The following is a 26,614-nucleotide window of genomic DNA, read 5'->3' on the forward strand; positions in this document are numbered from 1 at the left end:
TTTTATCTCATCTTTAACGTAACTATCGTCATAACAGCCAAAATAATACCGATTAACCAGAAGCGAACCACGATCTTCGATTCGGGCACGACATTGAATGGCTTTTGGATCAACGCCTGTATACCATCATTTCCCGGCTTCTGGAAATGATGGTGTAAAGGGGCCATCTTGAAGATACGGCGACCTTCCCCATACTTCTTCTTCGTATATTTAAAGTAGGCCACTTGCAACATGACCGATATATTCTCCACCAAGAAAATACCGCAAAGGATCGGAATCAACAGCTCCTTTCGGATGATGATCGCAAAAACAGCGATAATACCTCCCAAGGTCAAGCTGCCCGTATCTCCCATAAATACTTGGGCCGGATACGAGTTATACCATAGGAAACCAACCGTGGCACCGATAAAGGCAGCGGCATAAACCACCAACTCCTCCGCACCGGGTATAAACATGATATTCAAGAACGAGGCGAACTCAAAGTGAGATGACATATAGGCCAAAATACCGAGCGCCACTCCGATGATAGCCGACGTCCCGGCAGCCAAGCCGTCCAGTCCATCCGTCATATTGGCGCCGTTCGACACGGCGGTCACCACAAAGATCACCATCAGTACGAACACCAGCCATGCGGCAGCCTCCTTATAATCGCCCACCCAATTTACCAAGTTCGCATAATCGAAATTATTGTTTTTCAAGAACGGGATGGTAGTCTTTGTTGACTTGGTCTCCATCGTATGATAACGAACCTCCTCGATCACGTTATCATGGCGCACCTCCATATTCTCCTTGATCACCACGTCCGGACTCATGAACAATACCAAGCCAACGATCAGGCCCAGTCCCACCTGCCCAACGATCTTGAAACGTCCGTGCATACCCTCCTTATTCTTCTTGAACACCTTGATATAATCATCCGCGAATCCCAAGGCACCCAGCCAAACCGTAGTCACCAACATCAATATCACATAGATATTATTCAGCTTGGCACACAGCAAAGTAGGGATCAATATAGCGATAATAATGATGATACCTCCCATCGTCGGCGTCCCTTTCTTGCTCATCTGACCCTCCAGTCCGAGATTTCTTACCGTCTCGCCGATCTGCAACATTTGCAACTTATCGATGATACGCCGGCCGATCGCCGTAGAAATGAACAAAGACAAGATCAAGGCCAAACCCGAGCGGAAAGATACGTACTTAAACATACCCGCTCCCGGGAAATCCAATTGATCCAAATAATTAAAAAGATAATAAAGCATGTCGTCTTAAATATTATGATTGTTGTGTCGAAAAAATCTCGCGTAACTTCTCGCGGTCGTCAAAGTGATGTTTCACCCCCTTGATCTCCTGATAGTCTTCGTGGCCTTTTCCAGCAACAAGGATCACATCCCCTTTCTTCGCCAACATCGTAGCGGCCTTGATCGCTTGCGTACGGTCCGTGATGCATAAGGTACGTTCCATATCCATTTTCGTCAATCCGGCTACCATGTCTTTAATAATATCATCCGGTTCCTCAAAGCGTGGGTTATCGGAGGTAAGGATTACCTGATCGCTCAGCTTAGCAGCCTCTTTCGCCATCAACGGACGCTTCCCCTTGTCCCGGTTTCCTCCGGCACCCACGACGGTAATGATACGCCCTTTCCCATCCAATACCTCATGAATCCCATTCAGTACGTTCGTCAAGGCATCTGGCGTGTGCGCATAATCCACGATCGCCGTATAACCGAACGGAGACTGAATCGTCTCGAAGCGACCGGATACGGAGCGAAGCGTGCTCAGCACGATCAACACCTCCTCGGGATCTTTCCCCAAAGAAACCGCGGCACCATACACAGCCAACAAGTTATAAGCGTTGAAACGCCCCACGAAACGCACCATGACCTCCCGATCGTTAATCATCAAGTCGGTACCCTCGAAATGGGATTCCAATATCTTTCCTTTGAAATCGGCCAAGGTACGCAAGGAATAGGTTAGCTTCTTCGCCTTCGTATTTTGCAACATCACCAAGCCGGATTTATCATCGGCATTCGTCAAGGCGAAAGTCCCGGCAGGCAGATCATCGAAAAATTTCTTCTTCGCTTTCAAGTAATTCTCCACGGTCTTATGGTAATCCAAATGATCGCGAGTCAGGTTCGTGAAAATCCCCCCGTCGAAAGACAAGCCACTGATGCGTCGCTGATCGATTGAATGAGAGCTAACCTCCATAAAAGCATACTCGCATCCGGCTTCTACCATCCGGGTCATCAAGGAATGAAGCGTAAGCGGATCCGGTGTCGTATGATCCGTCGGTACCGCCTCGCCGTCTATATAATTACATACCGTGGAAAGCAATCCCACCTTATGCCCCATCTTCCGGAACATCTCATACAATAAGGTGGCGATCGTGGTCTTCCCGTTCGTACCCGTCACGCCTACCAGCACCAGTTTCCGGGAAGGATCACCATACCAGCGGGAAACCAAAAGACCCAGCGCCTCCGCCGAATCCTTCACCACGATAAACGAGCACCGCCCCTCTAAATAGGACGGGATCTCCTCGCATACGATAGCGACAGCCCCCTTCTCTACAGCGCTGTCCATATAGGCATGGCCATCCACGACCGTACCTCTCACAGCGACAAACAAAGACCCCTTCGTCACCCGACGAGAGTCTGATTGAATATTCGTGATATCCACATTATCCGCACCCATCAACATAGGAGCTTCTAACGCACCGATTAAATCCCTTAGTTCCATACCTATTTCAATGTTAATAATACGGTCTGCCCCTTAGACACTCGCCATCCAGGCTGAATACTCTGCGAGACGACCCGTCCGACACCCGACAAGGAGACACGCAGACCGGCTTGCTCCAACAAGAAAACCGCGTCTTTAGCCCCCATACCAACTACCCGGGGAACCAGTCCTTCCCGAATCGTCAGATCGCTCAATTTCACTTTATTCTCTTCTTGCTCGGTGGAAGCTACGACCCACTTTGTCTCCAAACTGTCCGTATCCACCTTAATATCCAATTCATCCAATACTCCCTCTACCGCCCTCAGGTCGCCTCCTTTCACACGAGGCACCATCACGGCTGTCGAATCCCGTTCCATATCCCGGACATCGAATGACATATGACCGGCGTATATCTTCTCGGCAATCGCACGTACCACACCTCCCGACATCGTACCACCCGAAGGATAACCGATACGCGGACGGCGGATCACCACGATACAAGAATACTTCGGATGATCAGCCGGGAAATAGCCACAGAAAGAAACTTGGTGCCCGCTCGTACGGTAAACACCGCCCGTAGCGATCTGCGCCGTACCGGTCTTTCCAGCAATCCGGACAATATCCGAATGAACCGCCTTACCGGTTCCTTTTTCCACAACCCCCAGCAACATATTTTTTATCAACTCCAACGTATGATCCGAGCAGATCGAAGAGTTGATCACCTCCGGGGAAAAACGCCGCACAGTCTTGCCGTTATGTAAGATTTCTTTCGTAAACATCGGACGAACCATCTTCCCGCCGTTTGCGATCGCATTAAAGAACGTCAACGTATTGATCGGCGGTATCTGCGTCTCGTAACCGAACGACATCCAAGGCAAGGTGGTCTTGGACCAATAACGGGTCGTATCATCCGGACGGCGTATCTTGGCACGTCCCGCTCCCGGTATCTCCAGACGAAGATCCGCATTCATACCGATACGGTACAGTCCCTCCACGAACTTCGTCGGGTTATCCGAATAACCTTTCAGGATCGTCTTGGCTACACCGATATTGGAGGAATACCAAATCGCCTGCTCCACCGAGATCCGTCCGTATCCACCTTTGTTCATATTATGGTCTGTCATACGGGCTCCCTTGTACATGTATATACCATTGCCCACATCGACCGTATCTCCCGGATTGCATACACCATCCTCCAAAGCCACCATGATAGAGGCCACCTTGAAAGTAGAACCCGGCTCGATCTCATCCGCCACGGCATGGTTCTTCGTCTCACCATATCCGCCCTCGCGGATACGCCCCATATTCGTGATCGCCTTGATCTCCCCGGTCTCGACCTCCATCACGACAGCCGTACCGGACTCGGCATCGATCGCCTTCAATTTATCGACCAACGATTTCTCGGTTATATCCTGTATATTAATATCGATCGTGGTACGGATATCCATGCCATCCACCGGTTCCACCTCGACCACGTTCGTCCAGCCTCCGCCGACACGACGGACGGAACTCAACCCGGCCTGCCCCCGCAGGAGCGAATCGTATTGCAGTTCCAATCCATTCTTTCCCTTTGTGGTTCCGCCCTCCTCGATCTCTCCGTAGATATCACCGATCGTACGAGACGCCAAGGTCCTGAAAGGTTTCTGGCGCTGCACCATCTCCTTCGTATAAAAACCACTCTTATAACGTCCCAGACGAAGGAACGGGAACTGGCGGATCTCCTTCAAGTCCGAATACGAGACCTTCCCTGCGAAAATCGGGAACTGGCGGCTCTTCCCGCTCAGTCCTTTCAGCAGATAAGCCTTATAGCCCGCCGGCGTACGATCCTTCAATTTACGGGAAAGATAAAACGCCAACGAGTCCACACCATCCTTCTTGGACGTCTTGAACGTATCCAGCCAATTATACTTGGCACCCTTAGCCGGAGTATACGCATCCGCCTTAAAGTCGATATACATATAGTAGCGAGGCACGCTGGTAGCCATCAACTTACCGTCCGACGAATAGATATTGCCCCGTCCGGGCAGCACCAAACGGTTCGGTCGTTTCTGGCTCTCGGCCACTTTCATCCATTTATCCCTCTCCACAAAGGCCGTATCAAAGGCGCGGAACAAGATTCCTACGGCCACAAGCCCCAACAACAGCACGACCACGAAGTAACAGAATAAAATCCGGCTACCTTTAGGCTCTATTTCTTTCGGTTCGTTTTCTTCAGACATACCCATTTACACCTTATCTTACTTATGTAACTCATAAGGAGGCGTTTTCGCACCCTCCAAATCAATACCTTGCTCTTCGATCAGCGACTCGATTTGAGATTGGCGACTATTGCCCGTCAACTCGGATGAGATCGACAACGCCTCGAAACGCACATCCCTCAATTGCTGTTGCAACCGATCGATCTCACGCAGCTTCTGCAAACAAGTATACCGGTTACCGATAAAGAAAAACGCCAGCACGACGAGTAACACGATCATGCGCGTATGCCTCAAAATAAAATCCTCTTTCAGCACACCGCCGCCGAGTATATACCAGGGCGAAAGACGTTTCTCCTTCTTCCTTGTTTTCTTATGTTGTCCGTTTTCTTCCATACCTATTTCTCCTTATACCTTCTCCGCGATTCTCAACTTGGCGCTCCTGGAACGAGGATTCCGCTCCACCTCCTCGTCTGTCGGGACGATTACCTTATTATTGATCAAACGAAAAGGCGATCGCACGTTCCCGAAGAAATCCTGCTCGCATTTCCCCTCGAAGTTTCCGGTCTTCAGAAAGTTCTTTACCAGACGGTCTTCCAAGGAGTGATATGTGATAACCACCAATCGTCCTCCCGGCCTCAACACTCGCAAGGCACTCCGCAACATTTCTTTCAGCGCCCTCATCTCATCGTTCACCTCGATACGAAGCGCCTGAAAAACTTGCGCCAAGAATTTCTTCTCCTTGTCTTTTCCCATAAAAGGCTCGATCTCCTCCAAGAAGTCCCCGATCGTCTCTATCCTCTTTGTCTCACGGGCTTTCACCAGCACAGAGGCTAATTTCCGTGACACCTTCAACTCGCCATATAGATAAAACACATCGGCCAACGCCTCCGCCGTATAATTATTCACGATATCGGCGGCGGTCTGCCCGGCACGCATATTCATCCGCATATCCAACGCCCCGTCGAAACGAAAAGAGAAACCGCGATCCTTATCGTCGAAATGATGGGAAGAGACACCTAAATCCGCCAACAGACCATCCACCTCTCCGTTTTTTCCGTGGTAACGCATAAAATTATACAAATAACGAAAATTACTGCGCACGAAAGTGAATCGTGAATCCGCCGGAACATTAGACTCGGCGTCTGCGTCTTGGTCAAACCCGTAAAGTTCGCCCTCGCGACCCAACCGTTTCAAGATCTCGCGGGAATGTCCTCCACCGCCAAACGTAACATCCACGTAAACCCCGTCGGGACGAATATCCAGTCCCTCCAGACTTTCCCGCAACATTACCGGTACATGATAGCAACTATCTTCTTCCATTCGTTGTTCTTACGTTAAACTTCCCCTTAAAATCAAGCGCCGTACTCCTTTGATACGCACACACATGCCTTATCGGAGGGTAAAAGTACACATTTCCCAAATTACCCGCCAATATTTTATAAGAAAAGTAGGAAAAAGTTATCAACAGGTCGTTAACCCTTCGTCTTCTCGTCTTTCTATCTTACGCTTTTCATCGGTATTCGTTAGTCTATTCTTCCTTTCTCTCTCATCTTCCAACGACTGTTGGACAATCATGCGACAGCCGTTAGAGAACCGATCGCTAAGTTCCCGGGGATTACCCTCCCCTAATGATAGCGGCAAAAAGATCAAGATGGAATGGCCAAGATAGCTGGCGAGAAAGCAAAAACTTCGCTCAAACCTCTCTCATTTTAATTATTAACTTTATCTTTGTCCCCCGACAAGCTTATATAGATGGCAAAACAAGGTGTGACAAAGATAGATATTAAGCAAATATTGGCACAAAAGGCACCCAAGGCGTCGCGCAAGATCCCGGGATTTATCGTGGACTACTTGATTCGCACGGTTCACCAAGAGGAGCTGAATGATATACTAACCCGTTACCACGATAAGGAAGGGGTGGATTTCATGCGTGAGCTTATCGGTTATTTTGACCTTACCCTTGATCTAGTACATGAGGAAAACATCCCGACCGAAGGACGCTATATCTTCGCCTCCAACCATCCGCTTGGAGGATTGGACGGTATCTGTCTCTCCGCCGTTATCGGTTCCCGGTTCGAAGGCCGCATTAAGTGTCCGGTCAATGATTTATTGCTTTATCTCTCCAATCTAAAATCCATCTTTGTACCGATCAACAAACACGGTGCCCAAGGAAAGGACAACGCGCGGATGCTGGAGGAGGCTTTTGCCTCGGGCGACCAGATCATCACCTTCCCCGCAGGTCTGTGTTCCCGCAAGATCGAGGGAAAGATACAAGACCCGGAGTGGAAGAAGTCCTTTATACAGAAAGCGGTGGAATATAAACGGAATATCGTGCCTGTCTATTTTGATGGGCGGAACTCCAATTTCTTCTATAACCTCGCCCGGATACGCAAGGTGTTAGGTATACAGATGAATTATGAGATGATTTATTTACCGGACGAGATGTTCCGGAGCAAACATAAGACCTTCCGGATTTACTTCGGGAAGCCTATCCCTTGGCAGACATTCGACAACAGCAAGAAACCTGTCGAATGGGCCGAATGGATGAAAAATAAGGTTTACAAACTCAAGGATTAACAGACGAAACATATGCAAGACATTATCAATCCCATAGACAGGGCTCTACTAAAGGTTGAATTGACCCAAGAAAAGAGGTTGAGAAGAACCAATAAATCGAAGAATGAGATTTATATCGTCACGGCGCACGACTCACCCAATGTCATGCAAGAGATAGGGCGTCTGCGGGAGATCGCTTTCCGTTATTATGGGGGTGGCACGGGATTCCCGGTGGATATCGATGAGTATGACACGATGGAAGACGCTTACCGCCAGCTGATTGTCTGGAGTCCGGAAGATGAGCAGATCTTGGGTGGATACCGTTTCCTTTGCGGATCGGACGTTAAGTTCGACGAGAAAGGCAAACCGATCTTGGCGACCTCGCACTTGTTTAATTTCTCGGAGAAGTTTGTCAAGGAGATCCTTCCTTATACGGTAGAATTGGGGCGATCGTTCGTGGCTCTGGAGTATCAGTCCACCCGTTCCGGGACGAAAGGTTTGTTCGTGCTGGATAATCTGTGGGACGGATTGGGAGCCTTATCCGTCGTTGATCCGAGCTTGCGGTATTATTTTGGGAAGGTGACCATGTACAATACGTACAACCAAGAGGCCCGTAATATGATCTTGTACTTCCTCGGCTTGCATTTCCCGGACGCGGATCAACTGATCACTCCGATATATCCCCTGGAAACTAATATGGATGTAGAGAAGATGAAATCTCTTTTCCCGCATGATAATTTCAAGGATAACTACAGGGTATTGAATCAAGAGGTCCGTAAATTCGGTATCAACGTGCCTCCTTTGGTAAACGCTTACATGAGTCTATCGCCTAAGATGCGTGTATTCGGCACCGCTATCAACCATGAGTTCGGAGAGGTGGAGGAGACGGGCATCCTAATCGCTATCAACGAGATCTTAAAGGACAAGAAGAAACGGCATATCGAGACGTATCTGGAAGAGGAATACAAATCTGCCGAGCTTATACGTAAGAACTTCATCGGGGAATGAATCAGAAAGAAAGGAAGAGGACGATTTTAATGCCTTATCGATAAAGGGATTTATCGGTTGTAAGAACCGGCAAGAAAGAGGTTCCGGAGGTTGCGCGGGTTGGATCCTGAATGAAAGGGCCGTGGGCCAACGTAAACGTAAAAAGGATACGGAAATTTGCTATTCTCGGAAAGCATTCTTACCTTAGCGAGTCACAAAGCAAGAGGAGCGTTCCATGTTAACAGCCATTCATATACAGTTAATCGTTGGTACAATATTTATCATATTGTATAGCGTCACCATATTAGGGCTGGTATTGGTTATCATTACAGAGAACAGGAACCCGCTAAAGACAATCCCTTGGGTGATCGTCTTATTATTAGCTCCCGGCATCGGACTGCTTTTCTACTTCTTCTTTGGACAAGATAACCGGAAACAACGAATCATATCGAGGCGCACCTATAAACGAATCATGAAAAGGCCGCAAGAGGGGAAATTACCTCAAGATGCCTGCGTAGTCCCGGATCCCTATAAACCTTTATCGACCTTGTTGACTAACACCAACCAATCCTCCCTCCTGTACGGAACACAAATCACGATTTATACGAATGGTAACGATAAGTTCAAAGACTTGCTGGAGGAGATCCGGAAAGCGACCCACCATATCCATATACAATATTACATATTCTGTGATGACGAGATCGGAAAACAGGTGCAACAGCTCCTTATCAAAAAAGTAAAAGAAGGCGTGGAGGTACGTGTACTCTATGATGATGTGGGTTGTTGGAATGTAAAAGACAGCTTCTTTAAGGAAATGAAGGAAGCAGGTATCGAGGTATATGCGTTTTTGAGGGTGGCGTTCCCCGTTTTCACCAGTAAGGTGAATTACCGGAACCACCGCAAGATTATCGTGATAGACGGTAAAGTCGGATTTATGGGAGGCATGAATATAGCCGACCGATACGATAAGGGGACCTCTTGGGGCACATGGAGGGATACGCATTTTAAATTCGAAGGGAAAGGAGTGCACGGACTGCAATCCGTATTCCTCATCGATTGGTACGTGGTTAGCAAAAAACTCCTGAACGATCGGATTTACTATCCGGCAGCCCAAATCTATAGCGATAATGTTATGCAAATCGCCACAAGCGGTCCGGTAGGTCAATGGAGAACCTTGTTGCAAGCGACTATTTTCTTGATCGCCAACGCCAAGAAATATATCTTTATACAAACCCCTTATTTCCTGCCTACCGAGGGATTGAACCAGGCGTTGCAAACCGCCGCCTTGGGGGGAGTGGATGTTCGCTTGATGCTGCCCGAACGTTCCGATACACGCTCGGCAAACATGGCCAGTCATTCCTTTATAGACGAGATGGTAAAAGCCGGTGTAAAAGTATACTTCTATAAACCGGGCTTCCTGCATTCCAAGTTAGTCGTGTCCGATGACGCATTGACAAGCATCGGGTCCGCCAATATGGACTTCCGCAGCTTTGAGCATAACTTCGAGATTAACGCCTTCGTATATCAAAGGGAATTCGCCCTCCAAATGAAACGCACCTTTATACACGACATGCATCACTGCGAGCGCTTGGTCCCTTCCCGCTGGTTAAAGCGCCCACTCAAGCAACGCATGGCGGAATCATTTATGCGTCTGTTTTCTCCCCTGCTTTAAGGAAGATGCTAAAGTTCACGGAACCATACACCCGATGTTGGTAGAAATAAGGCAAAGAAGAGAAGTCATTGGCCTTAGAATGCTCCATGATGAATATTCCTCCATCCCTTAGTAAATCGCGCTCGAGAACCAAAGCAGGTATTTCCGGCAACTCCGGCAAGACATACGGAGGATCGGCAAAGATAAAATCGAAACTTTGCTTCGGGGCTGAATTCAAATAACGGAAAACATCCCCGCGAATCAGGGTCAACGCATCCGTCTTCAGATCTTTCGCCACCTTGGCGATAAAAGAGGCATGCGCGTTATTTTTCTCTAGGGCGGTTACATTCCGGCATCCTCGTGAGATCAACTCAAAAGAAATACTTCCGGTTCCGGCAAAAAGATCCAACGCATCCATACCTTCCAGATCCACCAAATTATTTACCACGTTAAAAATATTCTCTTTCGCAAAATCCGTCGTAGGACGTGCGCTAAACGAAGAGGGCACGTCAAAACGCCGACGACCGTATATACCGCTTATTATTCGCATATTAATAAAGATATTAAATCCATGGGGGCTTTCGCTACATCCGTTCCCAACAAATAGGCTTCCGAAGGGATTTCCATCGGCTTAACATGGCGTAGATAGGCTCGCGATCGCTCCAGGACCCGCATTCGCGAGAAAGATTCCCCCGCAAAATGCAACTGATCCTTTTCTTGGTCCAATCCCGCCTGTTTCCATACATATAATATATAGTATACTATATCGTCCGATTGGACGATCGGGTAAGAGTTCACAAATAAGAGTTTTCCTTGAGCGCAGCACACTACATCCATCCGCTTTCGTTCTACCACGACATACATTTGCCGAGACAAGCTAGCGCTACTCTCTCTTGCCCATAGCATTAGCGGAGCAGTCATGTAGTGGGAGAAGAATGGATGCAAAAGAGAGCGGGAGCAAAACTTATAGACCTCCTCGTCTACCCCAAACACCAACTTAGCCTGTTGTTCCTTCAAAGTATCGGTTAAGCAATACAATTTCGACGTAGAAAAGTTGAAATCCAATAAGCGTCTTTCCTCGCCGTGCTCCCAATAATTATCAGGGACCAAGCTATATTCCGGAAATGCACAGATCACGTTAATCCGTTTATAAGCCCATGTAAGGAACTCATGGGTAAAGAAAAACTCCTTAAGGGAAGAGATGAAAGAAACCGTCCGATCAAATTCAGTCTCCCGATAAAAGAAACTTCCTCCAAGCGAGGGATCATATCCGGAAAAAGAAAGTCCACCCGGCCGAAGCCGGATGGACACTGCATACTTTTCCGAATTACCAGTAGTTAACGTATCAGGAATGCTGATAGTCATACGAGTCACTGATTATTCCCAGTTACCTGCGTTGTTATTGATTTCTTCCAAAGAACCTACGCGCAATCCCGGGAACTTACTTTGTTTCTCTGCCTTTTCGACCAAGTTATAAGTCAACTGAGCATCCATGTCACGCAAATATTCTTTGTAAGGGACCTCACAAGCGAACACTTTGATCTCATAACCCGAACCGGATTTCAACGTAGCCGTATCCATCTTGAAAGTAATCTTCTCACCCGGAACGGCCGGAACATAACGCATAGACGCTACATCATAGTCCTTACCCAGCAAAGTATCTTTCGCCAATACCCACATGGTATCACGTCTGATTAGACCTTTCTTAACAGCCTCGGCTTCTGTCATACCTTTCTCCAACTGCTCATCCGTCAGTACACCTTCCTTGATCAAGAACGGCAACTTATCCGTGTTCAAGAATTTCTCCAAATCGTCAAAACTTCCGGCATGAGTCTTATACATGTTCTTGTATTCGATCTGAGCCTTACGGATCTCAACCAAACGGGCGATGATCGCATTGTCACGAACAGTCTTCTGATCATCATACTCAATCGGACCGGTGACGCTCTTGTAGCACATGTAAACTAGCAGTACAACTGCGACAGCTAATAAAATCTTTAATGTAACTTTCATGGTTTGTATTGTTTTTTGAATTTATTTCGTTCGGCAAATTTAAAAAAGAATATTTAATACGCTACCTTTATCGCAAAAATTATTGCGATCAAAATGATAAATAGTTATATAAGCCGGCAAATCAGACGAAATTTCCCCCATAAACCGACGGACGATCAGCTTTTAGCGCTCCATACGCTCGCCGAATTTCTCATATCCGAGCAACCGGACAGTCTTCTGCTAATGAAAGGTTACGCCGGAACCGGGAAAACCTCTCTGGTCGGAGCTTTGGTGAAAACGCTTAACGAACTAAAGCAAAAAGCATTTTTATTGGCTCCAACCGGACGGGCAGCCAAAGTCCTCTCGGGCTACGCCGGCCAAAAAGCGTATACAATTCATAAAAAAATATATCGTCAACGGGCGTTTTCCAATGAACCGGTGGGCTTCATGCCGGCAGATAATCTACATAAAGATACACTTTTTATTGTCGACGAGGCTTCCATGATCGCCAACAAGGGGTTGGATTCATTTGTTTTTGGTTCCGGACGCCTGTTGGACGATTTAATCCAGTATGTCTATTCCGGGGAAAACTGCCGTCTTATCCTGATGGGAGATGTCGCACAGCTTCCTCCGGTGACACAAACGGAGAGCCCTGCCTTGAATCCTGAGATATTACGGGGTTACAACCTACAGGTTTGGGAGATCGCGTTAACTCAAGTCGTCCGCCAAAGCGAGGACTCGGGGATCCTGTTCAACGCTACCCGGCTGCGAGACGCACTACGAAACCACACAGTCGAGATCTTTCCGAAATTACAATTGAAAAGCTTCTCTGATTTCACGAAAGTCAATGGAGATGAGCTAATTGAGGAAATATCTTCCGCCTATAGCCGCGATGGCATGGAAGAGACAATGATTATCTCCCGCTCGAATAAACGAGCCACGATTTATAATAATGGCATACGCAACCGTATCCTATACAGGGAAGAAGAACTATCGTCCGGCGATCGCTTAATGGTAGCCAAGAACAACTATTATTGGACAGCGAACTGCGAGGAGATGGATTTTATAGCGAATGGAGAGATCATTCAAGTCCTGCGGGTACGCCGTGTCACAGAGCTGTATGGCTTCCGCTTCGCCGACATCACAGCGCGTTTTCAAGATTATGATCTGGAAATCGACTTGAAAATCCTATTGGATACTTTACAGACCGACTCTCCTGCCCTTCCTAAGGAGCTAAACGACAAGCTATTCTACACCATTTTAGAGGATTACGAGGAGATCCCTACCAAGGCGGGGAAAATGAAAAAGATGAAGGTAGATCCTCATTATAACGTCGTCCAAGTAAAATATGCCTATGCGGTAACTTGCCATAAAGCCCAAGGCGGCCAATGGATGAACGTCTTTCTCGATATCGGTTACATCACGGAAGAAATGCTTGGAGAGGATTTCTATCGGTGGCTCTACACGGCTTTTACCCGGGCGACCCATCACCTGTATCTGGTGAATTTACCGGATGAGTTCGTCGAATGATTTACAATATTTTAAGATCAGGACTGGCGACATTGGCAAGAAATACTTACTTTTGTTGCGAGACATACGTATGTCCGGATGATTTATAGCATCCGAAAAACATATAGAAATGGTAAACAAGGAAAAAATAGATTACCTGCTGATCGGTATCAGGGAGCTGGAGAAGTTGGTAGCCGGAATGAGGGACGCGGAAATCTATCCCGCCTCTTTCTTCGACCAGGCCTTCCGGTTGACCCACAAGGTATTGAAGGAGCTTCATACGCTGGAGGAACTTCAGTTGGAGGCTTTGCGTAAACAAATGGAGGAACATCAACGACTTATCGATTCTATTCCCGTGAATAGAACTTCACAGATGCAGGAGATGCAACCGACTCCGGAAGTATCCCCTACGATCGAGCTCGCACAGGTACAGGAACCGATCGACGAGACAATTACGCCGATAATCGAAGATCAGATTTCCCACAAATCCGGTATATCACTGAATGATATATTGGAGAAAAAGAATCTTTCTGATTTTCGTAAGGCATTCAGTTTAAATGATCGTTTCCGCTTCAAGAGGGAATTATTCGGAGGAAATGAGGAGAAAATGAATGGGGCGATCGCAGACCTGAACGATCTTACTTCGTACGAGGAGTCGGTCACTTATCTAAACAATGTATTGAACTGGAATCTAGAAGATGCTTCCGTAGCCGATTTCATCAAGCTATTGGAAAAGCGCTTCTCATAACTATTTGATATGGCAAAATTGACTGTAGTCCCAACTCCTGTCGGCAACTTGGAGGATATGACATTCCGGGCGATCCGTGCACTAAAAGAAGCGGATCTTATTTTAGCGGAAGACACCCGTACGACCGGCATATTGCTGAGACATTTCGAGATACAGAACAAGATGCAGTCTCACCACAAATTCAACGAACATAAGACGGTGGAGCAAATCGCGGCCCGTATCAAGGGAGGCGAGAACATCGCCCTTGTTTCCGATGCCGGTACGCCGGCCATCTCTGATCCGGGATTCATGTTGGTGAGGGAATGTGTTCGCCAAGGGGTAGACGTAGAGTGCCTGCCCGGAGCTACGGCTTTCGTGCCCGCCTTGGTAGCGTCCGGATTGCCCAATGAGAAGTTCTGCTTCGAGGGGTTCCTTCCTCAAAAGAAAGGGAGACAGACCCGACTGAAAGAATTGGCTTTGGAATACCGGACCATTATTTTTTATGAATCACCTTTCCGTCTGCTCAAGACCTTGACGCAATTCGCCGAGTTTTTCGGTACGGATCGTCAAGTATCAGTATCCCGGGAAATCTCCAAATTGCACGAGGAAACCGTACGAGGCTCCCTAGAAGAAGCCATTCGGCATTTTACCGTGAACGAACCAAGGGGTGAGATTGTTATTGTATTAGCAGGCTTAAAAGATAAAAAGGACAAAGAGACAGAAAAAGATGTTTAACTTAACAAGCGAAAAGGACATGAAGAAAGTATTATTAGTATGTATCTGCGCGGCCATATTGGCCTCTTGTGGCCAAAATTCAGCGGATTACAAGAAACTAAAGGCTGAGAACGATTCTCTACGTATCGAGAATACGAAGAACACGGATGAGCTTAATGATCTGCTCTCCACCCTAAATGATATTGAATCTGATTTTCAATCTATACGTGATGCCGAGAATTACTTGACAATCCAACAACAAACCGGCGGTGAGCTAAATCAGTCGCGCAGAGATCAAATCAAGCAGAACATGCGATTGATCAGCGAGACCCTGAAGAAGAACAGGGAGCAAATCAGCCTGTTGGAAGAGAAACTGAAGAAAAGCGGTATTCAATCGGCCGCGTTACGTAAGACGATCGATCGTCTTTCATCCGAGCTGGATCAAAAGGCAACAATGATTGTCGCCTTGCAAGAGGATTTGGCAAAGAAGAACGTACGTATCCAAGAATTGGACGAGATGGTAACTTCCTTGAATGAGGATGTGGAAAGTTTGGCGACTACCGCTGCCGCTCAATCCGAGAAATTGAATGCTCAAGACAAAGCTCTTCATACGGCATACTATTGCTTCGGCACTTCCAAGGAATTGAAGGAACAGAAGATCTTGTCCGGTGGCGGCCTGTTCTCGAAATCTAAAGTATTGCAGAGTGGCTTCAACAAAGATTACTTCATATCTGTCGATATCCGTGAGGTAAAAGAAATTCCTTTGTTCGCAGGTAAAGCTAAACTAAAATCCAATCATCCGGAAGGATCTTATGAGTTCGTAGAGGATGAAGACGGGAACTTGACCTTGACAATAAATGACGAGAAGGCATTCTGGAGCCTAGGCAAGTATTTAGTGATCGAAGTTGGATAATGATTTATAAAAGTATATTTATCGATTTGGACGATACCCTTTGGGATACGTACCATAACAATAAAGAAAGCCTCGAGGAGCTATATACCGATTATCACTTTGATCGGTATTATGCCTCCTTCGAAGTTTTCTTCGATGTTTATATGCCTCATAATCTAGACTTATGGGCCAGGTACCGCTCGGGGGAAATAGACCGGCAAACCTTAATCTTGGATCGATTTCTCTACGTACTTCGTCCGTTAGGGATAGAGGATAAGAAGACCATCTTATCGATAAATACTGATTTCTTGCGACGTACGACCACAAAAAAACGATTAGTGCCCGGAGCCGTTGAGTTACTGGAATATCTTCGCCCTTCCTATCGGTTATTTATTTTATCAAATGGATTCCGTGAGGTACAATTCCAGAAACTTAGCAACGCCGGCTTGGCTCCTTATTTCGAACAGATGATCCTGTCCGAGGACGCTAATATACAAAAACCCCATAAAGGTATTTTCGACTTCGCTTTAAAGAACACGAACTCTCGTCGACCCGAGAGCTTAATGATCGGGGATAGCTGGGAAGCTGATATCATTGGGGCTTATCAATCCAAGATCGACCAGATATGGTTGAATCCGGAAGGATTACCTGCCGTAGGCTTCATCCCAACCTACACAGTCCGCTCTCTGGAGGAGATCAAATCCATCCTATAAACAGACCTTTCTTACAATGCCCATTATAGCAGGCTTACGATGGGCATTCTAAGCTTCTTAGAATGGGCATCGTAAAGACCTTACAATGCCTATTCTAAGAACAATATCTTAACACATTATAAATTAACCGATTATTTATCAGCTATCACCAGATATTGGCGAAACCCCTCCGAATATTCCGTATGATACCCATCTCCTACCGAATCAGAGCAAATAATAAAATAGTCAAGACCGGGCACTTTTGCGCATAGAGATTTAGCCTCCTCCGAGCCTAAGACCATAAACGCCGTAGCATACGCGTCAGCGGTCATGGCATCCGGGGCGACGATTGTAGCGCTAAGGATATCCCGCTGTACAGGGCAACCTTCGCGAGGATCGATCGTATGGGCGTATTTACGCCCATCCTTGATATAGAAATTACGGTAATTACCGGAAGTAGCCATGCCCAGCGGGCGCGGGAAACTAACGATTTGCTCCAATTCTTGATGGATGCCCTCTGCGTCATCCGTAGGCTTGGTTATGCCCAAGCGCCAATCCTTTCCCATGGGATTCACGCCCATTACCCGCATCTCGCCACCAAATTCCACCAAATAATTACGGACCCCTCTCTTCTCCAGCATCTGAGCGATCATATCGCAAACCGTTCCATCCGCCAAGGAAGAGAAATTCATAATCAGGCGAGGATCGTCTTTTACGACGCGATCTCCCTCCAAACACACCTTCCGGTATCCAATAAACTGACGGATACTATCAATATGGGCAGGCGTCACGCTATCCTTCCGGCTGAAGCCAAACCCCCAAAGGTTGATCAACGGGGCGCAAGTCACGTCGTAGGCCCCATTTGTCTCAGCAGACACCTCCAGCGCCTTCTTAAAGACTTTTTGGAAGAGCGTGTCTACCCGTATATCACAGTTCCGATTTACCTGACTGATTACCGAAGTAGAATCAAAAGCATTAAACAGCCGGTAGAAATATTTCAACTGCTCGTCAATCTCCTTATCCAATGGCTTAGTGTGCTCAAACTTAATATGATAAGGAGTATGGAGCCTTCCGGATACCTCATAGTATTGGGGAGCCTGTTCACAACTTATCAACAAGATGTTAACAAGTAAACAAAGAATGGCGAATCGACTTTTCATATTAAAACTCTGATGTAAAGTGGAACTTAATATCCGGAAAATCCTGCTGGGCCATCATCAATACATAGCCGGAATCCGCTAAGTAAACATCACGACCTTCCCTATCCAACGCCATGTATTGCGCCTTACGTTTCTTAAAGTTCTCCAATGCCTGTTGGTTATCACTCTCGATCCAGCAAGCCTTGTACAGGCTGATCGGCTCCCATTTACAATGGGCGGCATACTCATGCAACAGGCGGTATTGAATGACTTCAAACTGCAATTGTCCCACCGTACCGATGATCTTCCGGCCATTGTATTGATTGGTAAACAACTGAGCGACACCCTCGTCCATCAATTGCTCGATACCCTTGTTCAATTGCTTTGCCTTCATCGGATCGGCGTTCTCTATATATTTGAACATCTCGGGCGAAAAGCTCGGCAATCCCTTGAAGTGCAGATCCTCTCCGGAAGTCAACGTATCCCCGATCTTAAAGTTCCCGGTATCCGGCAAACCGACAATATCACCTGCGAACGCCTCATCCACCACTTCTTTCTTCTGGGCCATGAAAGCCGTCGGGCTACTGAAGCGCATCACCTTACCGAAGCGTACATGCTTATAGTTCGCGTTACGCTCGAAACGACCGGAACAAATCTTCACAAAAGCGATACAACTGCGATGGTTCGGATCCATATTCGCGTGGATCTTGAAAATGAAGCCGGTGAAATTATCCTCATTCGGGTCTACCACACGCTCTACCGCTTGGATCGGGCGTGGAGAGGGAGCGATACGGATAAAGCAATCCAATAGTTCTTTCACACCGAAGTTATTCAGAGCGGAGCCGAAGAACACCGGGGCGATATCCCCATCCAAATACGTATTTACATCAAATTCGGGATAAACCCCCTCTATCAACTCTATATCCTCGCGAAGCTTTGCGGCTTGTGTAGGATCAATATAAGCCTCGAGATCCGGACTAGTGATATCCTTGAATTCCACATTCTCCGTCACATATTGCTTACTCGGGGTATATAGGTTCAGTTTCTGCTCGAAAATATTGTATACACCCCGGAAACGTTGTCCCATATCGATCGGCCAGCTCAATGGGCGTACCTTTATCTGTAGTTCTTCTTCTATCTCATCCAGCAAATCGAAAGGATCTTTACCATCACGGTCCATCTTATTGACAAAAACGATCACCGGAGTCTTACGCATACGGCAAACCTCCATCAATTTACGAGTCTGCGCCTCTACCCCCTTCGCGATATCGATTACGATAATAACGCTATCCACCGCTGTCAAGGTGCGGAACGTATCCTCGGCAAAATCTTGGTGACCCGGCGTATCCAAGATATTAATCTTATGATCGGAATAGTCAAAAGCCATTACGGAGGTGGCTACGGAGATACCACGTTGCTTCTCAATCTCCATCCAGTCAGACGTGGCAGTCTTCTTGATTTTATTCGACTTCACCGCTCCCGCTACATGGATCGCACCACCAAACAACAATAATTTCTCGGTAAGCGTAGTCTTACCGGCATCCGGGTGGCTGATTATGGCAAACGTTCTTCTTCTTTCGATCTCTTCTGAATACTGGCTCATTCTATTTAATTATGTATATATTGTTATCCGTTACACTTTGTTATTCATACAGTAGGTCAAGCTAGCCTCCCAATGGGGAATCGTCAGTCCATACGTATGTTTTATCTTACCTTTGTTCAACACGCTATAATGTGGCCGGCTGGCTGGTGTCGGATAATCCTTGGTCTCTATGGGAATCACCCGGTTATTCAGACCTGCTATCTGCAAGATCTTTACCGTAAAATCATACCAGCTACAAACACCCTCGTCCGAGAAATGATAGATACCCGGTATAAATTGACCCGCTTCGGCACATTCCAGCACGGTAAACATGGCCAACGCTAAATCTCCGGCATAAGTAGGCGTACCCACCTGATCGAATATGAAACGCAACTCATCCCGCTCCTTTCCCAAACGCAGTACCGTTTTCATAAAATTGTTCCCATACTCGGAATACAACCAGGCCGTACGAATAATCACGGAGTCCGGGCATACCTCCATCAAGACCTGCTCTCCCGCCAGTTTCGTACGTCCATATACGGAAACAGGGCAAGTCGCGTCGCTTTCCAAATAAGGACGACAACTCGTTCCATCGAACACATAATCGGTAGATACATGTATCACCTTCGCACCCACGGCATGAGCGGCCTCACCCAAGTTCCGTACCGCGTCCCGGTTGATGCGCATACACAGATCCTCATGGTCCTCCGCCATATCCACCGCCGTATAAGCGGCGCAATTCATGACATATTGAACATCATTTTCCAAGACATATTTCCGGACGGCCTCCTTGTCGCAAATATCCAACGTATCTATATCCGTAAAAAGAAAATTATAGCCGGGATACCGGCCGATACGAGCATGGATAGAATTTCCCAATTGACCGTTCGCTCCGGTCACCAAAACTGTCTTCATGTTTATATCTATTAGTAATCCTCTAGTTTAAGTGTTCCTTTCATATCTTCCCGATATTTCTCGGCGAGCAACGCCAAAAAGGAACTGATTTGTTTAATACCCTCCAACGTCTCCGCGCTCACCTCTTTCCCTTGCATACGCAAAAGCAGATAGCCATATACGGCGGAGAAACAGGTTTCCAGCTCCGGCAGATCCTCTCCACCCGATTTAGCCCGGAGCTGTATGATGTAAGGGAGCGTCTTGTAATAAGCCGCGCTATAAATCATTTCCGCTGGGGATTTCAGAAGACGGAGATGCAAATCGGTCAACGAGAGAATCACATTCCTGTTCAACTGGATATGGCCTTTCTCCATCACCCCCTCGCCACGCATCATCTCGATCAATTCCTCGTACCATCGGGCGATCTCCCTCTTCACCTCCTCAGGCTGGTCATAATGAGCGATCACGGTGCGGTTGATCGAATCCATATCAAATTGATTCGCCCGGATCAAGTCCTCAACCTGCCACATATAAAGCAGATATTCAGCGATATTCTCTTTCCTTTTTTGTCTAGCTATTATCATATCGGCAAAGATAAACTATATTCCGATAAGGCTTGATAAAAATCCGCGTCTTTAACGCCCAACTGCCGACAAGCCAAACGTGCCGCATTCAGATTGATCAAGAAATAGCGATCGGGTATCCGCACCGGATAATCTCCGTAGCGGGTATGCAGAAACGTCTGTCCGCCTTTCTCCACGACCGGATGTTCCTCAAAGGGAATAGCGGTGATATCGCTCCGGACCTCTCCCGCCAACCGGCTGACCGTATCATCACCACCAAAATAAACCAATTTCCCTTCCCGCTCAATAGAAACAGAGAAGGATTGATAAGTGGATAAATAGGCCTCCGGAGTCGCATGATCCGTCTCGGCAGACCAAGACAGGTTCGTCAGGATGGCGATATGCGGACGGTAGAATTCCAATTGGAAGCGCTTGTCCAAGGCTGAAGTGATATGCTCATCTCCTTCAATCAAAGCGATACGCGCCTCATAGCTCAGACGTATCCGGTTCGGAAGTAAATCCACTTTGCTGGTCAACGCATAGTCGAACGCCAACTTTTGCCGGCGCAGCGCACAGATCATCATGGAAATAATCGTTTTTTTCCCGCGACTGCCCGCCACGACAACCCGTGTCTTCGACCGAGTCCGTTGAAATATAAATTCCGGAATGGATTGGATCAACACCCCCAATTCCTTCGCGCGCGATAATTCCGGGTTATCTTGCTTTACTTTAGCTCCCAAAACCACCGAGTGAATATCTTTTATTAATTTCTCCGGAAACCACCCATCCCCATAACAGGTACAGCCTGCGTTATGAAGTCTTCCTATCATCTCTTCAGTCAGATCACAACCAGAAGCGCTTACCTCATATCCTTTTTCTCGAAGAGCCAAGGCTAGATCTAAAACCAAAGGTTCGGTTACGGAGATCAAATGAACTTTTCGCATCGTTTTGATTTTAGCGCGAAAGTACGACTTTTATAAATACCTTCGGCACAAAGAAGCGAAAAATTAGATCCTTCGCGATTAAAACCGGAGCCTGTATAAATTCCACAAGAAGAAAGGGCCGATGTTCTGGTACCGCATACCGCGACCCGACCGAGGTACGAAAAAAAAACGTATATTCGCGCATGGCAATCATTCAAAGAAATAACCATGGAGACATATACAAGATGAAAACACGACACGACTTCCTCGTATGGATTTTTTGGGCACCAGCGTTCTTCGTACAGTTCACGCAAGCCCGGCCACAAGTACACGCCATCGCCGACACCCACATCCGCGATCCTTACATCTTGCCGGAGGACACAGGGAATACGCTTGTACCGAAAAAAGAACCATCATCGCAAAAACAAGATAAAACAGCGCCCTTTTGGGGAAAGCAAGAAGCCTATCTGATCCATCAGACTGAAAAATCCTTTCATTTGGTTAATACGCTTCTGAAAGAGAATCCACCTTCCTCAAATAAACCGTCATCGGCCCGTAAAGCGGCCCTGCAGCTACTGGATGGCATATTTCACGATACCCGGCTGGACGGAAGCGAGACGGTTTCCCGTTTTATGGAATCCCGCATGAAAGAGGTACTGGAAGATATGCGTAACCTGCCGGAAACAGGCATGAAAATATATAAACTTTACAATGATGGCTTTATCGTAAGGACAAAAAGCGTTACGGTCGCTTTCGACTTATATCGCGGGAGAACCATGGAAAATTCAGCGACCTTGATCTCTGACGAGACCATGCAGGCTCTTGTCGCACGGTGTGACATTATGTTCCTTTCCCACAACCATCCGGACCATATAGACCCGAAGGTCGTGAAAATGTTTACGGACGGAGGTAAGCAGGTAGTCGCTCCCGCGAACAGTCTGAAGGAAAACAAGCAGGTGACTCACATCCGTTCGGAACAGATAACAGACAGAGAATTCGAGGTTAATGGAGGCAAACTAAAGGTGAAACTACTTCCGGGCCATCAAAGCGAGCTGATAAATAACATACATGTTATAACAACCCCTGAAGGTCTCACCTTCTCACACACAGGTGATCAATATAGCGATGAAGACCTGAAATGGCTGCTCAATGTAAAGACAAAAATCCCGGCCCTGGACGTATTGCTGATAAACTGCTGGGCGAACCGTATGTCAGATACCATAGAAGGGTTCGGTCCCAGGCTCGTGATTACGGGACATGAGAACGAGCTAGGTCATACCATCGATCATCGCGAATCGTATGGGGTCTCATTCATGAAGCTGGAAAATATCGCCCGGCCGAATTGCCTGATGACATGGGGGGAAACCTATTGGTATAAACGATGATCCTACAGATCCTAGACACCGGCTACTTCTACGCCGATGGAGGCGCCATGTTCGGGGCCATTCCTAAAAGCGCTTGGAGCCGTCGCTATCCGAGCGACGAGACAAACGCTTGCGTGCTCGCCATGCGTAGCCTTATCATAAGAACGGATGACGGACGCATCATCCTAGTAGATAACGGAGCGGGAAATAAACACTTAAAACAACTAAGTTATTACCGTTTCTTCAACTTGGCGGACCTCGGCACGGAACTACGAAACCGGGGAATCCAACCGGAGGAAATCACGGATGTTGTCCTCACCCATCTCCATTTCGATCATTGCGGCTATACCACGCAAAAGGATGAATCTACCGGACACCTATCACTTTCATTCCCTAACGCGAGCCACTGGGTTAGCCGTAAGCAGTGGGAGAATTTCCTTCATCCGAACGCCTTGGAGAAAGATTCCTATTTCATCGAGAATATGCAAGCCGTCGCGGAGGCTAATTCCTTACGGCTGATAGATGCCGATACATCGATTTGCCCCGCGATAGAGCTACGCTTGTATGATGGGCACACTCCGGGACAAATTGTTCCCTATATCCACACGGAGGACCGGACTTTTGTCTTTGCCGGGGATGTTATCCCCCTTGCAGCCAGCGTATCTCCGGAATGGATCTCGGCTTACGATACGTATCCGGTCACGTCATACAACGAGAAACTGCGCATGCTCGCCGAAGCCGCCGAAAAAGGGCAAGCGCTCATCTACTGCCATGACGCTTACATCTGCTGTACGACCGTAAAACGGGTGAATACCTATTACAAGAAAGACAAGGAAATATCCTCCGGGAATGCCACACCTTAGCCCCCTGCGAAGTGTGGTATTTCTCCCTGCGAAGTGTGGTATTTCCCCCCGCGAAGTGTGGCATTTCACCCCGCGAAGTATGGCGTTTTCACCTCGCATTTACTAGGCATGGCCCATACTGTGCGGGTTATCGGCTATAACCGTTCCCGCCGTAAAATAAGAGTCTTTTTGAGAAAGCAAAGGCATCTTAATGAAAGAGCCGTGAAAGTTATCGTATCAAAAGTGAAAAAACATTCGATAAAACGGCTAATTCTTCGTATCTTTGGGCAGTGATACTGAATCAATTATTGTTTTACATTCTAAACTCTGAACACATGAACAACCTAAGCAAACTAGCGCTCGTCCTGACATTTTGCACGGGAATGATCGCTTGCTCCGGTGGTAAGGCCGTAAAAGGAGATTACGGAGTAGTACCTTTGCCACAGGAAGTAACATTGACGAACGGCCATCCTTTCGTCTTAAGTCCGTCCACGAAGATATTTTATCCGGAGGGTAATGATAAGATGAAGAAGAACGCCGAGTTCCTCGCTTCTTATATCAAGGAGATCACGGGCTATGAACTGGCAACCGCTACCGGCCGGCCCGGTAAGGGGATCAGCCTCGTTATCGACCAAAGTATCCGGCATCCGGAAGGATACCAATTGAGCGTCAGCGATAACGGGATACGGATCGCGGGAAGTACGGATGCCGGTGTATTTTACGGCATCCAGACATTACGTAAATCGATCCCGGCCACAGCCCAAGGGATGAACGTAGAATTGCCGGCAGCTGCCATCAACGATTATCCCCGTTTTGCCTATAGAGGCATGATGCTGGATGTCAGCCGCCATTTCTTCCCGGTGGATTCGATAAAAACATATCTCGATATCCTTGCCTTGCACAACCAAAACACATTCCACTGGCATCTGACCGATGACCAAGGTTGGCGTATCGAGATCAAGAAATATCCGGAATTGACACAGACCGGATCCAAACGCAAGGAGACCGTGATCGGCCATAACTCCGGAAAGTATGACGGGAAAGAATACGGGGGCTTCTATACACAAGACCAGATTCGCGATGTCATCAATTATGCCGCCGAACGCCATATCTCGATCATTCCGGAAATCGATATGCCGGGACATCAGTTGGCGGCGTTGGCCACTTACCCGGAACTGGGATGTACAGGGGGACCGTATGACGTATGGGGGCAATGGGGTGTATCCGACGACGTGATCTGCGCCGGGAACGAGAAATCCATGCAATTCCTGGAAGACGTATTGAGCGAGGTTATCGATCTTTTCCCTTCCGAATACATCCATATAGGTGGTGATGAGTGTCCGAAGGTACGTTGGAAGACCTGCCCGAAATGCCAGGCTCGCATCAAGGCGGAGGGTATCAAGGGAGATGAGAAACATTCCGCCGAGGAATATTTGCAAAGCTACGTGATCTCCCGTATGGAGAAATTCGTGGAGAGCAAAGGACGCCATATCATCGGCTGGGACGAGATCCTGGAAGGAGGCTTGGCTCCGAATGCCACGGTAATGAGCTGGCGCGGCATGGGCGGTGGCATCGAGGCCGCCAAGCAAAAGCATAACGTGGTCATGACCCCCAATACCTATGTGTATCTGGATTACTATCAATCCGCAGATACGGATCTTGAGCCCGATGCGATCGGTGGTTACTTGCCGTTAGAGAAGGTATATTCTTTCGAGCCGACAGCCGGTATCTCCCCTGAAGACCAGAAGTACGTGATCGGGGCACAGGCCAACCTCTGGACGGAATATATCCCGACGTTCTCACAGGTGGAATACATGATCATGCCCCGTATCGACGCCGTAGCCGACATCCAGTGGAGCGATCCGTCCCAGAAAGATTATCAGACGTTCCTGCCCCGTGTGGTCCGCATGACACAACTTTACGATCGCCTGGGATATAACTACGGAAAGCATATCTTCGATATTGACGCCTCCCTGACCCCCCATACGGAGAACGGGACACTCGACATCACCTTGACAAAGCTGGGTGAAGGAGATATCTATTACACGGTAGACGGTAGCGATCCTACGATCGCTAGCATCAAGTATGAAGATCCGGTACAAATCAACCGGAATTGCGAATTCAAGGCGATCGTTGTCCGTCCGAACGGTACGAGCCGCATCTTCTCAGAGGAGATCTTTTTCAATAAAGCGACAGTGAAGCCCATTACCTTGAAGGAGCAACCCAGCAAAGGATACGTTTTCAGTGGGGCACAGGTATTGATAGACGGCTTACGCGGAGGTAGCAATTACAAGACCGGACATTGGTTGGGCTTCCAAGGCAAGGATCTTGACGCCACGATCGACCTGAAAGAGCCGACAGAGATCCAAAAGATAGCTTTCAATACGAATGTAGTAAAAGGCGATTGGATCATGGGCGCCTCTTCCGTAACCGTAAAGGTATCCGACGATGGCAAGAATTTCAAGGAAGTAGCTTCCAAGAAAATCCCGGAGCTGACCCAAAACGACAAGGACGGTTTATATCCCCAAGAGATATCCTTCGCTCCGGTAGAGACCCGCTATATCGAGGTTATTATCAACAGCAGCAAACTGCCCAAATGGCACGGTGGCGCCGGAAGTCCCGCGTTCCTGTTCGTAGATGAGATAGAAATCTTATAAGATAATGATACAGCGAG

The 26,614-nt window shown here is 47.6% G+C and carries 24 protein-coding genes; 11 read left to right on the forward strand and 13 right to left on the reverse strand.

The genetic code is table 11. The features are described from left to right. Positions 1-2: 2 nt before the first annotated feature. From mraY to rsmH, 5 genes are read right to left on the reverse strand one after another with little or no spacing between them, the layout of a single operon-like run. Positions 3-1,262, reverse strand: coding sequence for a phospho-N-acetylmuramoyl-pentapeptide-transferase (gene mraY, locus G7Y39_RS05640; RefSeq protein WP_165155903.1), 1,260 nt, complete (start codon positions 1,260-1,262; stop codon positions 3-5). A gap of 13 nt (positions 1,263-1,275) precedes the next feature. Further along, positions 1,276-2,736 carry a UDP-N-acetylmuramoyl-L-alanyl-D-glutamate--2,6-diaminopimelate ligase gene (locus G7Y39_RS05645; RefSeq protein WP_165155905.1) on the reverse strand — a complete coding sequence of 487 codons (1,461 nt, stop codon included), beginning with the start codon at positions 2,734-2,736 and terminating at the stop codon, positions 1,276-1,278. A 2-nt stretch (positions 2,737-2,738) separates the two neighbouring features. Next, entirely contained in the window at positions 2,739-4,934 is a 2,196-nt protein-coding gene (locus G7Y39_RS05650; protein WP_165155907.1) for a penicillin-binding protein, read from the reverse strand. Positions 4,935-4,952: 18 nt separating this feature from the next. Then, positions 4,953-5,306, reverse strand: a complete 354-nt coding sequence (locus G7Y39_RS05655) for an FtsL-like putative cell division protein (protein ID WP_165155909.1) — start codon at positions 5,304-5,306, stop codon at positions 4,953-4,955. A 12-nt stretch (positions 5,307-5,318) separates the two neighbouring features. Beyond that, positions 5,319-6,233 (reverse strand): 16S rRNA (cytosine(1402)-N(4))-methyltransferase RsmH, encoded by a 915-nt coding sequence (gene rsmH / locus G7Y39_RS05660; protein WP_165155911.1) that lies wholly within the window; start codon positions 6,231-6,233, stop codon positions 5,319-5,321. A 432-nt stretch (positions 6,234-6,665) separates the two neighbouring features. On the opposite strand from rsmH, the gene G7Y39_RS05665 reads away from it, so the two are divergent. From G7Y39_RS05665 to cls, 3 genes are all read left to right on the forward strand, one after another. Further along, positions 6,666-7,490 (forward strand): 1-acyl-sn-glycerol-3-phosphate acyltransferase, encoded by an 825-nt coding sequence (locus G7Y39_RS05665; protein WP_165155913.1) that lies wholly within the window; start codon positions 6,666-6,668, stop codon positions 7,488-7,490. 12 nt (positions 7,491-7,502) lie between these two features. Then, complete coding sequence (locus tag G7Y39_RS05670; protein ID WP_165155915.1) at positions 7,503-8,477, forward strand: GNAT family N-acetyltransferase; 975 nt, start codon at positions 7,503-7,505, stop codon at positions 8,475-8,477. Positions 8,478-8,691: 214 nt separating this feature from the next. Then, positions 8,692-10,128: a cardiolipin synthase gene (gene cls, locus G7Y39_RS05675; protein ID WP_165155917.1), complete on the forward strand. Its 1,437-nt coding sequence runs from the start codon at positions 8,692-8,694 to the stop codon at positions 10,126-10,128. Here cls and G7Y39_RS05680 read toward each other — a convergent pair. Genes G7Y39_RS05680 through G7Y39_RS05690 form a run of 3 tightly spaced genes read right to left on the reverse strand, consistent with a single transcriptional unit; the run spans position 10,100 to position 12,120 of the window. Beyond that, a complete protein-coding gene (locus G7Y39_RS05680; RefSeq protein WP_165155919.1) occupies positions 10,100-10,657 on the reverse strand; it encodes an RsmD family RNA methyltransferase in 558 nt (185 codons plus the stop codon). The genes cls and G7Y39_RS05680 overlap by 29 nt on opposite strands. After that, positions 10,648-11,472 (reverse strand): DUF3822 family protein, encoded by an 825-nt coding sequence (locus G7Y39_RS05685; RefSeq protein ID WP_165155921.1) that lies wholly within the window; start codon positions 11,470-11,472, stop codon positions 10,648-10,650. Before G7Y39_RS05685 ends, G7Y39_RS05680 begins: the two co-directional genes overlap by 10 nt. Positions 11,473-11,484: 12 nt before the next feature. After that, the gene (locus G7Y39_RS05690) at positions 11,485-12,120 is read right to left on the reverse strand and encodes a hypothetical protein (RefSeq protein ID WP_165155923.1); all 636 of its coding nucleotides are present in this window, start codon (positions 12,118-12,120) and stop codon (positions 11,485-11,487) included. Between the two features lie 93 nt (positions 12,121-12,213). On the opposite strand from G7Y39_RS05690, the gene G7Y39_RS05695 reads away from it, so the two are divergent. The 5 genes from G7Y39_RS05695 to G7Y39_RS05715 all read left to right on the forward strand — a co-directional run bounded on the left by G7Y39_RS05695 (position 12,214) and on the right by G7Y39_RS05715 (position 16,654). Further along, the gene (locus G7Y39_RS05695) at positions 12,214-13,629 is read left to right on the forward strand and encodes an ATP-dependent RecD-like DNA helicase (RefSeq protein WP_165155925.1); all 1,416 of its coding nucleotides are present in this window, start codon (positions 12,214-12,216) and stop codon (positions 13,627-13,629) included. A 109-nt stretch (positions 13,630-13,738) separates the two neighbouring features. Next, the gene (locus G7Y39_RS05700) at positions 13,739-14,356 is read left to right on the forward strand and encodes a hypothetical protein (RefSeq protein WP_165155927.1); all 618 of its coding nucleotides are present in this window, start codon (positions 13,739-13,741) and stop codon (positions 14,354-14,356) included. A 9-nt stretch (positions 14,357-14,365) separates the two neighbouring features. Then, positions 14,366-15,070, forward strand: coding sequence for a 16S rRNA (cytidine(1402)-2'-O)-methyltransferase (gene rsmI / locus G7Y39_RS05705; protein ID WP_165155929.1), 705 nt, complete (start codon positions 14,366-14,368; stop codon positions 15,068-15,070). A gap of 19 nt (positions 15,071-15,089) precedes the next feature. Next, entirely contained in the window at positions 15,090-15,962 is an 873-nt protein-coding gene (locus G7Y39_RS05710) for a hypothetical protein (RefSeq protein ID WP_165155931.1), read from the forward strand. Beyond that, positions 15,962-16,654: a YjjG family noncanonical pyrimidine nucleotidase gene (locus G7Y39_RS05715; protein WP_165155933.1), complete on the forward strand. Its 693-nt coding sequence runs from the start codon at positions 15,962-15,964 to the stop codon at positions 16,652-16,654. The genes G7Y39_RS05710 and G7Y39_RS05715 overlap by 1 nt, the downstream gene beginning before the upstream one ends. A gap of 131 nt (positions 16,655-16,785) precedes the next feature. On the opposite strand, the gene G7Y39_RS05720 is transcribed toward G7Y39_RS05715, so the two are convergent. From G7Y39_RS05720 to G7Y39_RS05740, 5 genes are read right to left on the reverse strand one after another with little or no spacing between them, the layout of a single operon-like run. After that, entirely contained in the window at positions 16,786-17,793 is a 1,008-nt protein-coding gene (locus G7Y39_RS05720) for an FAD:protein FMN transferase (protein ID WP_165155935.1), read from the reverse strand. 1 nt (position 17,794) lies between these two features. After that, complete coding sequence (locus G7Y39_RS05725) at positions 17,795-19,375, reverse strand: peptide chain release factor 3 (RefSeq protein ID WP_165155937.1); 1,581 nt, start codon at positions 19,373-19,375, stop codon at positions 17,795-17,797. 30 nt (positions 19,376-19,405) lie between these two features. Next, positions 19,406-20,269, reverse strand: a complete 864-nt coding sequence (rfbD, locus tag G7Y39_RS05730) for a dTDP-4-dehydrorhamnose reductase (RefSeq protein ID WP_165155939.1) — start codon at positions 20,267-20,269, stop codon at positions 19,406-19,408. A gap of 11 nt (positions 20,270-20,280) precedes the next feature. Beyond that, entirely contained in the window at positions 20,281-20,832 is a 552-nt protein-coding gene (locus tag G7Y39_RS05735; RefSeq protein ID WP_165155941.1) for a DUF4924 family protein, read from the reverse strand. After that, positions 20,829-21,755, reverse strand: coding sequence for a Mur ligase domain-containing protein (locus G7Y39_RS05740; RefSeq protein WP_165155943.1), 927 nt, complete (start codon positions 21,753-21,755; stop codon positions 20,829-20,831). Before G7Y39_RS05740 ends, G7Y39_RS05735 begins: the two co-directional genes overlap by 4 nt. A 224-nt stretch (positions 21,756-21,979) precedes the next feature. Between G7Y39_RS05740 and G7Y39_RS05745 the strand changes: the two genes are divergently transcribed. The 3 genes from G7Y39_RS05745 to G7Y39_RS05755 all read left to right on the forward strand — a co-directional run bounded on the left by G7Y39_RS05745 (position 21,980) and on the right by G7Y39_RS05755 (position 26,597). Then, positions 21,980-23,119, forward strand: coding sequence for an MBL fold metallo-hydrolase (locus G7Y39_RS05745; RefSeq protein WP_165155945.1), 1,140 nt, complete (start codon positions 21,980-21,982; stop codon positions 23,117-23,119). Continuing rightward, complete coding sequence (locus G7Y39_RS05750) at positions 23,116-23,961, forward strand: MBL fold metallo-hydrolase (RefSeq protein WP_165155947.1); 846 nt, start codon at positions 23,116-23,118, stop codon at positions 23,959-23,961. The genes G7Y39_RS05745 and G7Y39_RS05750 overlap by 4 nt, the downstream gene beginning before the upstream one ends. A 314-nt stretch (positions 23,962-24,275) precedes the next feature. Next, positions 24,276-26,597 carry a glycoside hydrolase family 20 protein gene (locus G7Y39_RS05755; protein ID WP_165155949.1) on the forward strand — a complete coding sequence of 774 codons (2,322 nt, stop codon included), beginning with the start codon at positions 24,276-24,278 and terminating at the stop codon, positions 26,595-26,597. The last annotated feature ends 17 nt before the right edge of the window (positions 26,598-26,614 follow it).

Origin of the sequence: Parabacteroides sp. ZJ-118, from assembly GCF_011038785.1 — a bacterium.
Lineage (GTDB): Bacteria > Bacteroidota > Bacteroidia > Bacteroidales > Tannerellaceae > Parabacteroides.

Coding starts and splice junctions, on each gene's coding strand:
- mraY (WP_165155903.1), bottom strand. CDS start 1,262: ATGCTTTATTATCTTTTTAATTATTTGGATCAATTGGATTTCCCGGGA.
- G7Y39_RS05645 (WP_165155905.1), bottom strand. CDS start 2,736: ATGGAACTAAGGGATTTAATCGGTGCGTTAGAAGCTCCTATGTTGATG.
- G7Y39_RS05650 (WP_165155907.1), bottom strand. CDS start 4,934: ATGTCTGAAGAAAACGAACCGAAAGAAATAGAGCCTAAAGGTAGCCGG.
- G7Y39_RS05655 (WP_165155909.1), bottom strand. CDS start 5,306: ATGGAAGAAAACGGACAACATAAGAAAACAAGGAAGAAGGAGAAACGT.
- rsmH (WP_165155911.1), bottom strand. CDS start 6,233: ATGGAAGAAGATAGTTGCTATCATGTACCGGTAATGTTGCGGGAAAGT.
- G7Y39_RS05665 (WP_165155913.1), top strand. CDS start 6,666: ATGGCAAAACAAGGTGTGACAAAGATAGATATTAAGCAAATATTGGCA.
- G7Y39_RS05670 (WP_165155915.1), top strand. CDS start 7,503: ATGCAAGACATTATCAATCCCATAGACAGGGCTCTACTAAAGGTTGAA.
- cls (WP_165155917.1), top strand. CDS start 8,692: ATGTTAACAGCCATTCATATACAGTTAATCGTTGGTACAATATTTATC.
- G7Y39_RS05680 (WP_165155919.1), bottom strand. CDS start 10,657: ATGCGAATAATAAGCGGTATATACGGTCGTCGGCGTTTTGACGTGCCC.
- G7Y39_RS05685 (WP_165155921.1), bottom strand. CDS start 11,472: ATGACTATCAGCATTCCTGATACGTTAACTACTGGTAATTCGGAAAAG.
- G7Y39_RS05690 (WP_165155923.1), bottom strand. CDS start 12,120: ATGAAAGTTACATTAAAGATTTTATTAGCTGTCGCAGTTGTACTGCTA.
- G7Y39_RS05695 (WP_165155925.1), top strand. CDS start 12,214: ATGATAAATAGTTATATAAGCCGGCAAATCAGACGAAATTTCCCCCAT.
- G7Y39_RS05700 (WP_165155927.1), top strand. CDS start 13,739: ATGGTAAACAAGGAAAAAATAGATTACCTGCTGATCGGTATCAGGGAG.
- rsmI (WP_165155929.1), top strand. CDS start 14,366: ATGGCAAAATTGACTGTAGTCCCAACTCCTGTCGGCAACTTGGAGGAT.
- G7Y39_RS05710 (WP_165155931.1), top strand. CDS start 15,090: ATGAAGAAAGTATTATTAGTATGTATCTGCGCGGCCATATTGGCCTCT.
- G7Y39_RS05715 (WP_165155933.1), top strand. CDS start 15,962: ATGATTTATAAAAGTATATTTATCGATTTGGACGATACCCTTTGGGAT.
- G7Y39_RS05720 (WP_165155935.1), bottom strand. CDS start 17,793: ATGAAAAGTCGATTCGCCATTCTTTGTTTACTTGTTAACATCTTGTTG.
- G7Y39_RS05725 (WP_165155937.1), bottom strand. CDS start 19,375: ATGAGCCAGTATTCAGAAGAGATCGAAAGAAGAAGAACGTTTGCCATA.
- rfbD (WP_165155939.1), bottom strand. CDS start 20,269: ATGAAGACAGTTTTGGTGACCGGAGCGAACGGTCAATTGGGAAATTCT.
- G7Y39_RS05735 (WP_165155941.1), bottom strand. CDS start 20,832: ATGATAATAGCTAGACAAAAAAGGAAAGAGAATATCGCTGAATATCTG.
- G7Y39_RS05740 (WP_165155943.1), bottom strand. CDS start 21,755: ATGCGAAAAGTTCATTTGATCTCCGTAACCGAACCTTTGGTTTTAGAT.
- G7Y39_RS05745 (WP_165155945.1), top strand. CDS start 21,980: ATGAAAACACGACACGACTTCCTCGTATGGATTTTTTGGGCACCAGCG.
- G7Y39_RS05750 (WP_165155947.1), top strand. CDS start 23,116: ATGATCCTACAGATCCTAGACACCGGCTACTTCTACGCCGATGGAGGC.
- G7Y39_RS05755 (WP_165155949.1), top strand. CDS start 24,276: ATGAACAACCTAAGCAAACTAGCGCTCGTCCTGACATTTTGCACGGGA.